The organism is Corallococcus sp. AB030 (assembly GCF_003668965.1).
Taxonomy (GTDB): Bacteria; Myxococcota; Myxococcia; order Myxococcales; family Myxococcaceae; genus Corallococcus; species Corallococcus exiguus.
Genome location: NZ_RAWQ01000038.1, coordinates 47,399 through 55,275 on the forward strand (window position 1 = coordinate 47,399; position 7,877 = coordinate 55,275).

Genomic DNA, 7,877 nt, shown 5'->3' on the forward strand with positions numbered 1-7,877 from the left:
GCTTTCAGCCCGGCTGCTCCTCCAGCGCGGCCAGCGCATAGCGGGCCGCGCGGGAGATGGCCTCCGCGGAGTCGAGCATCTCCGGGTAGTGCCCCGCCAACGGGCGCTGCGGATACTTCAGCTGAGCAACGGCGTTGCGGTAGCTGCGCCGGGCCGCCTCGAAGTCCTGCGTGCGCTCCTGTACCTGGGCCAGCAGGTAGTGGCCAATGGCCAGCGTGGGCTCCAGGAACAGGGCCTTGGCCAGCTCGGAGCGAGCCTCGGTCAGGCTCCCCGCCTGCATCGCCGCCACCCCGCCGAAGACGCGCGCCTCCACGCACAGCGGCTCGCGCTGGAGCGCCTGACCGAAGGTTTCGCGCGCCTCGTCGATGCGGCCGGTGAGCGAGTACAGGTTGCCCAGCGTCAGGAGCGCGTCCAGGTCGGAGGGCTCGTCCACCAGCAGGCGCTTCACGCCGTCGATGGCGCCAGGGAAGTCGCCCTGCGCCATCTTGCGCACGGCCATGTTCAAGCGCTCGGCGGGCGGCAGCAGCTGCGGCCACGAACCGCTGGGGCGCGCGGGCACCGCTTCCGTCAGCGGCCGGGACGCGGGCGGATCCACGCGCACCGCCGCGAAGGAACCAGTCGTCGCGGTCCGGCGCGGAGGCTCTCCGGGACGGGTCGGATCCTCCTTGATGGCGGGGAACTCCCCGGTGCGGGCCGGTTCCGGGCGGACGGCGGGGAACTCCCCGGTGCGGCGCCCCGCCAGCGCGCCCAACGCGGGCATCTCCAGGGTGGGCCTGCGCACGGGCGCGTCCGGAGCCTTGGCACCCGCCGCGTCGGTGCGCAGCCTGGCCGCGGTCTCCGCGCTGGCCTGCATCCGCTGGCGCAGCTCCACGGCGAAGGACTCCGGGCTGCCCGGCCGGAGCTCCGACGCCATGGGCGCCAGCGGCGGCGGCGGACGGGGGCGCTCGCCCAAGGGGCGCCGGTACACGAACGCACCGTCCACTTCGATCATCTCGAAGCGGTCATAGACCTTGAACAGGCTCTCCGAGTACCCCAGGAAGAGCAGCCCGCCCGGACGCAGCGCCGCGAGGAAGCGGTCCATCAGCGCGCGGATGGTGGGCAGGTCGAAGTAGATGATGACGTTGCGGCAGAGGATGAGGTCCAACGACGCGGGCGCCACCTTGTCGAACACCGGCACGGCCAGGTTCTGACCGTCGAAGCGGATGTACTCGCGCAGGATGGGAGACGCCTCGTAGCCGTCCTCCACGGGCCGGAAGAAGCGCTTGAGCCGCTCCGGTCCAATGGCCATCGCGCGACGCGTGGTGAAGCGCCCCTGCCGCGCGGCCTCCACCGCGGCCAGGTTCAGGTCGGTGGCCCACAGGTCAACCTCCACCGCGAGCGCCCCCAGCTCCGCCATCACCAGCGCCAGGCTGTAGGGCTCCTCGCCGGTGGCGCAGCCCGCGGACCAGATGGTCACCTTGCGCATCTCGCGCCGGGCCCGCGCGAGCAGCTCCGGCAGCACGCTCTGCTCCAGCGCGCGGAACTGCTTCGCGTCGCGGAAGAACTCCGTGTGCCCCACCGTCACCAGCGGCAAGAGCGCGCGCAGCTCCTCCTCGCCGCTCACGCTCATCAGCTTCTGCAGGTACTTCTCAGGGTCGCTCAGCCCCAGCACGGGCATGCGCGTGGACAGGGCGAGCCGCAGGCTGTGGTAGCCATCCAGGGTGATCTTCAGCCCCGCGCGTTCCAGGAGGAGCGCGGCCAGCTGCTGGAGCACCTTGTTGCCCACGTTCAGCACGCGTCCACCCACTGGACGAGCGTCGGCGCGATGACGTCCAGCGGCAGCACCTGCTGCGCCGCGCCCAGGAGCACGGCCTCGCGAGGCATGCCGTAGACGACGCACGTGGCCTCGTCCTGCGCGATGGTGCGCCCGCCCCGCTCGCGAATCTCCTTCAACCCCCTGGCGCCGTCGCGGCCCATGCCCGTCAGGATGACGCCAATGCACCGCCGGCCGAAAGACTCCCCGGCCGAAGTGAGCAGCATGTCACACGAGGGCCGGAAGCCCCGCAGGGCAGGTCCTGTATCCAGTTCCAGACGGCCGTCCGGCTTCACCAGCAGATGTCCTCCCGAAGGGGCGATGTACACCGTGCCCGGCTCCATCCACGCGTCATGCGTCGCCTCGACGACGCGCAGCGCCGTCTCCGTGGAAAGCCAGTGCGCCAGACCTTCCGTGAAGCCCTGGCTGATGTGTTGACAGTAGGCGATGGGCGCGGGGAAGCCCCGCGGAATCATCCGCAGCACGGAGGCGACGGCCTTCGGCCCGCCCAGCGAGGCAGCCAGCGCCACCAGGGGAAACGGCGCGGTGGGCCCCTCCTGCACCGGCTGTTTGGCCTTGGGCGAGGAAGGCGGCGAGCGCACGCCCTTCACCTGCGCCAGCATCACCAGCTTGCGGTTCACCGCGTGCCAGAAGTCCGGCCCCGGAGTCATGGGCCGGTCCATCACGTCCAGCGCGCCCATGGCCAGCGCCTGGAACGCCTGCTGGCCGGTGAGCACGCCCGGGTGCAGCGCGAGGATGGGCGTGGGGCGCTGGGCCATGATGCGCTCGATGGCGCCCAGCGCCTCCGACGACACCAGGTCCACCAGCAGCACGTCCGGGAAGTGCCTGCGCACCACCGCTTCCGCGCCCACGAAGTCCGCCTCTGGCGGGCCCACGGCGACCAGAGACTCGCCCTCGAAGAGCCCGCGCACCAGCCCGCGCAGGCCCCGCCCCACCAGGAGTACCCGGAACGCCAGTCCCATCACCGCCGTGCCGCCGCCCACGAGAGGCTCCTCAGGTCAGCCTATCGATGGACTGCGCCAGGATCTCCACCCCCAGCTCGCCCTTCACCAGGTACGCATCCGCGCCCGCATCCAGGCCGCGCCGCTTGTCCTCCGGCGACGCGAGCGACGACAGGATGATGACCGGGATGCGCGCCACGGCGGGCGTGCCCTTCAGCCGCCGCGTGAGGGAGAAGCCGTCCAGCTTCGGCATCTGCACGTCGGTGAGGATGAGGTCGTACGTGTTGTTCTGCACCTTCACGTACGCCTCCTCGCCGTCCTGGGCCTCCTCCACGGAGTGGCCCAGCGCCTTGACGAGCGCGCCTTCCGTCGCACGCGCGATGGGCGAGTCATCCACCAGGAGCACGCGCAGCCGGCGGCTGGCGGGCGCCTGGGTGACGGGGCGGGCCATGCGGCGCACCTCCGTCATGATGTCCGGCACGTGCAGCAGCACCGCGATGCGCCCGTCCTCCAGCGCCGCCGTGCCCGCGATGAACGGCGCGCCCTTGAGGAACTCTCCTCCACAGGGCTTCACCGCCACCTCGCGCTCGTCCACGAAGCCGTCCACCACCAGCGCGGCGTAGTCGTCGCCGTGGCGCACCACCACCGCGGGGGGCTTGTCGAAGCGGTTGCCGCCGTTGAGGCCCAACAGCGGCCCCAGCGCCACGAGCGCCGTGGGCTTGCCCCGGTGCCGCACCGCCAGCGTGCCGAACACCTCCATGCGGTCATCCGGCTTGATGCGCATGACGGCCACCACGTCCGCGGCGGGCATGCCGTAGACGTCGTCGCCCAGGCGCACCAGCAGCACCTTCATGAGGGCCAGCGACTGAGGCAGGCGCAGCGTGATGGTGGTGCCGCGGCCCTGGCGGCTCTGCACGCCCACGGACCCGCCCAGCGTCTCCACCTTGCGCTTCACCACGTCCATGCCCACGCCGCGGCCGGACAGCTCACTGACCTGTTCGCGCGTGGAGAAGCCGGGGCGGAAGATGAGCTCGATGGCCTCGCGCTCCGACAGCGCGGCGGCCTGCACCGGTGACAGCAGGCGCTTGTTGATGGCCACCTGCTTGAGCCGCTCGGTGTCCATGCCCCGGCCGTCGTCCTCCACCTCGATGTGGAGCATGTCGCCGTCCACGCGCACGCGGATGCGGATGCGGCCCGTGTCGGGCTTGCCCATCTGCTGGCGGAAGTCCGAGGACTCCAGGCCGTGGTCCACGGCGTTGCGCAGGAGGTGCACCAGCGCGTCGCGCACGTCCGCCAGCATGGACCGGTCCACGCCGATGTCGGCGTTCTCGATGATCAGGTCCACTTCCTTGTTCTGCGTCTTCGCGATGTCGCGCACCGCGCGAGGGAACGCGTCGAACACGGTGGACAGCGGCACCAGGCGCGCCTCGGCCACGTGGTCCGCCAGCTGGGCCAGGTTGCCGTGCAGCGTGTTGATGCCGTCCCCGTTGCGGCGCACGAAGCGGAACGCGTCGTCGCGCAGCATGTGCAGGTCCGCCTCCGCGCGCTCCAGCTCCGTGCGGATGACGTCCGGGACGTCCACCTCCTCGGAGATGCGCAGGAAGCGGTCGCCCAGGCGGCTGAAGCGCTCGAAGAGCTGCGCCGTCTCCGTGCTGCGAAGCCGGCCGCGCGCGCTCTCCACCAGCAGGTCGCCGGCGAGCAGGCCCAGCGAGTCCAGCACCTCCACGTTCACGCGGATGCTGCGGTCCGCGATGGAGTTGCTCTTCGCGGTGTTCGGAGCCTCCTCCTCCTTCGCGGCCGGAGCGGGCGCGGCCACGACGACAGGTTCCGCCGCACGGGGCGTGGCCTGCGCGGGCGCCGGAGCAGGCACGGGGGCCTGCACCATGGCGGCGGGAGGCGCCACCGGAGCCTGCACCGCGGGCTTGGGCGGCGCGGCGGAGGGCTTGCGCACCGGGCCCAGCGCGGGCACGGGGTGGCCGGACACGTCCGACAGCGCCTTCACCATCTCCTCGGTGGCGGACGAGCCGGTGTGGGCCGCGTCCAGGTCCTCGATGAGGTCCGACAGCACGTCGCAGGCACGGAGCATGACGTCCGTGGCCGTCTCGGTGGCGGTCTTGCCTTCGCGCTCGGCGCGCAGGACGTCCTCGGCGGCGTGCGCGAGCTGCCCGATGGCGGCCAGGCCCAACATGCGGGCCTCGCCCTTCATCGTGTGCAGTTCGCGCGCGACGTCCTCCGCGGCCTGCTCCGCGGTCTCCTTCTCCAGGTCGATGACTCCCAGTTGGATCTTCTGGAGTCGGTCGGCCGTGACCTCCTGGAACTTCTTCAGGAGGGATTTCTTGAGGGCCTCGGTGTCCATGGGTCGCGGGCGTCAGGGCGCTATGCACGCCCCTCGTCCCCTTTTCTCCCCTCAGGAGAACGCCTGCTAGTCGGCCTTGAAACGCTTGATGAGCTCGGCGAGCCGGGCCGCGAGCTGGGTGAGCTCGGCGGCGGCCCCGGTGGCCTGCTTCGACGCCTGCGTCGTCTGGCGCGTCACGTCTTCAATCTCCGCCATGGACGCCACCACCTGCTCGGTGGCCGTGCGCTGCTGCTGGGTCGCCAGGTTGATGACCCGGGCCGCGTCGCTCGTCTCCTGCACACCGGAGAGGATGCCTTCCACGGCCTGCGCCGCCACCGCGCCCAGCTTCTCGCCGGACTCCGTGGCGTGCTTGGACGCGTCCGCGGCGCCCGCGGCGGCCTGCGTGGCCTCGCGGATCTCGGTGATCAGGTTCTTGATCTCCTTGGTGGACTCCAGGACGTTCTCCGCCAGCCGGCGCATCTCCGCCGCGACGATGGAGAAGCCCTTGCCCGCCTCGCCCGCGCGGCTGCCTTCCAGCGCCGCGTTGAGCGCCAGCAGGTCGGAGCGGTCCGCGATCTCGTCAATCACCTCCACCACCGTGCCAATGCGCTCCACGCGCTTGGACAGCTTGGAGATGGAGTCCGCCACCGCGACGCCGTCGCTGCGGATCTGCTGCATGGCCTGGATGAACTCGCCAATGGCGCCACGGCCCGCGCGGGCCGCGCCCAGCGTCTCCTCCGCCACGCGCGCCACGCTGCCCGCGTTCTCCGCGATCTGCGCGGACGCGTGCTTCAGCTCCTCCATGGTCGCGGTCGTCTCGTGGATGGCCGCGGCCTGCTCGGTGGAGGACGTCTCATGCTGCGTGGACGCCGCCAGCACCTGGTTGGCGGAGGACGACAGCCGCAGCGCGGCCTCGTTGATCTCCCGCACGAAGATGCGCAGCGTCTCGATGACCTTGCCGAAGCCCTCCAGCAGGGGCCCGAGCTGGGGGTCTTCGGTGGACGTGTTCCAGCGCGACAGGTCGCCTTCACGCACCAGGATGATGAGCGAGTCGAGCGCCTGATCGATCTCCTGGGCCGCCACCTGCTTGCGGTGTTCGGCGGAGGAGAACTGCTCCAGCACCTGGTTGAGCAGGTGGCCGAAGCCGGTGGCGTCCGCCTGCACGCGGTCCTGCGGCACTCGCGCGTTCAGGTTGCCGGCCAGCACCGCCATCAGCGTGTCGGTGAAGGGCTTGAGCGGATCCGTCACGGTGTTGGCGATGACGGACTCCGCGCCGGCCTTCACGCCCGGGGACTTCCTCGCGCCGCGGGACTTCGCGGGCTTCTCGTTGGGGCTCTCCAGGGACATGTGTGTCAGTGCCTTCCTTGCGTCTTCAAGGTTTCCGCCAAATCAATGAGCAACACGGGACGGCCCGCCTCTTCATCCAGGCAGATGCCCACCGCATACGAAGCCGCCGAGGCGGCGGCCGGCATGCGGCGCAGCCCGGCGACGGGGATGGTGCGCACCCCGTTGACGGCGTCCACCTTCAGGTGGCCCTCGCCCTCGGGGGTGTCGAACACGAGCGCGCGGTGCCCCCTGTGGGGCAGTCCCAGGTCGCGCACGGTCAGGTCGTCCGGGAGCGCCCGGTCGATGCGCAGCACGGACGACGCGTCCGTGCCGTACTCCGAATCACCAATTTGGAAGAAGAGGACGTCCACCTCTCCCAGGACCCGTTCCTGCTCGGGGGCTTCCTCATCCAGGAAGACGTCGCCGCTCATCGCACCACCGCGCGCTGACGGGCCGTCTGAAGGAGCTTGGAGAAGTTGAGCAGGTTGAGGCCATCCGCCGGGCCCGACCCATGCACCACGCCCAGCAGGTGCTCCGCGGCCTGATCACCGCCCAGGGGCGGCGGCACGATGTCCGCCACGGGGATGCGGCGCAGGCCGAGCACGACGTCCGCCACCACGCCGGAGACGTAGTTGCCGCTGACGCCCACGAAGATGCGGGTGCGCGGACCGATGCGCGCCTCGCCCTTGCTGAGGAAGCGCAGCATGTCCACCACGGGCAGCACCTGTCCGCGGTGGCCGGTGACGCCCAGGATGAAGGACGGCGTGCGCGGCAGAGGCGTGAGCAGCCCGGCGCGCAGCACCTCGAGCACGTTCTCACTGGGCACGCCAAAGCGCAGCTCGCCCACGCGGAAGCAGAAGAATTCCAGCTCCGGCCGGGCCTGGGCGGCCACCGTGCGGTCTGGCGCCATGCGCAAGGCGCGTTGGAGGGGGGAGGAGTTCGGGGTCAAGGCAGCGAAGTATCCGAGACCAGGATAAAGAGGGTCAAGGGTCCATCGTCCGGTGATGGACCGGCCGCCTGCTCTCCGTTTCGATGGTCCATCGTGACCCAAAGGTGTAGGGTTGTGCGCTGGCAGCCCTTGAGGAGGACGATGTCCCGCGTACTGGTCATTGACGACAGCCCGATGCTTCTGGAGCTTACCGTCCGGGCCCTGACGGCCGCCGGCTATGAGGCCATTGGCGCGCCGGACCTGGCTACGCTCAACCAGAAGCTCACCGAGGGCCCGTTCGCGCTCATCCTCATGGACGTGAACATGCCGGAGATGTTCGGCGACGACGTCGTCGAGTACCTCCGCACGGTGAAGGGCGTCACCTCCAAGCTCGTCCTCTACTCGGACCTCTCCGAGCAGGAGCTGGAAGCGAAGGTGAAGAACTCCGGCGCTGACGGCTACATCCTCAAGAGCGGAGGCCTGGAGGGCGTGCTGGGAGGCGTGATGGGCCTCATCGGCGCCCCGGCGCTGAAC

7 protein-coding genes are annotated in these 7,877 nt (G+C 70.7%); 1 reads left to right on the forward strand and 6 read right to left on the reverse strand.

The features are described 5' to 3' along the window. Positions 1 to 4: 4 nt before the first annotated feature. The 6 genes from D7Y15_RS12595 to D7Y15_RS12620 form a co-directional block, all read right to left on the reverse strand. Complete coding sequence (locus D7Y15_RS12595) at positions 5 to 1,774, reverse strand: CheR family methyltransferase (protein WP_120575536.1); 1,770 nt, start codon at positions 1,772 to 1,774, stop codon at positions 5 to 7. Next, positions 1,768 to 2,769 (reverse strand): chemotaxis protein CheB, encoded by a 1,002-nt coding sequence (locus D7Y15_RS12600; protein WP_120575537.1) that lies wholly within the window; start codon positions 2,767 to 2,769, stop codon positions 1,768 to 1,770. Before D7Y15_RS12600 ends, D7Y15_RS12595 begins: the two co-directional genes overlap by 7 nt. 37 nt (positions 2,770 to 2,806) lie before the next feature. Continuing rightward, positions 2,807 to 5,110, reverse strand: coding sequence for a hybrid sensor histidine kinase/response regulator (locus D7Y15_RS12605; protein ID WP_121752706.1), 2,304 nt, complete (start codon positions 5,108 to 5,110; stop codon positions 2,807 to 2,809). A 66-nt stretch (positions 5,111 to 5,176) separates the two neighbouring features. After that, positions 5,177 to 6,436: a methyl-accepting chemotaxis protein gene (locus tag D7Y15_RS12610; protein WP_121752707.1), complete on the reverse strand. Its 1,260-nt coding sequence runs from the start codon at positions 6,434 to 6,436 to the stop codon at positions 5,177 to 5,179. A 5-nt stretch (positions 6,437 to 6,441) separates the two neighbouring features. Beyond that, positions 6,442 to 6,846, reverse strand: a complete 405-nt coding sequence (locus D7Y15_RS12615) for a Frizzy aggregation protein FrzB (RefSeq protein WP_120575525.1) — start codon at positions 6,844 to 6,846, stop codon at positions 6,442 to 6,444. After that, complete coding sequence (locus D7Y15_RS12620; protein ID WP_120575526.1) at positions 6,843 to 7,325, reverse strand: chemotaxis protein CheW; 483 nt, start codon at positions 7,323 to 7,325, stop codon at positions 6,843 to 6,845. The genes D7Y15_RS12615 and D7Y15_RS12620 overlap by 4 nt, the downstream gene beginning before the upstream one ends. Positions 7,326 to 7,505: 180 nt before the next feature. Here D7Y15_RS12620 and D7Y15_RS12625 point away from each other — a divergent pair. Beyond that, positions 7,506 to 7,877 (forward strand): response regulator (locus tag D7Y15_RS12625; RefSeq protein WP_148712750.1); only part of this gene is annotated, 372 nt, incomplete at its 3' end.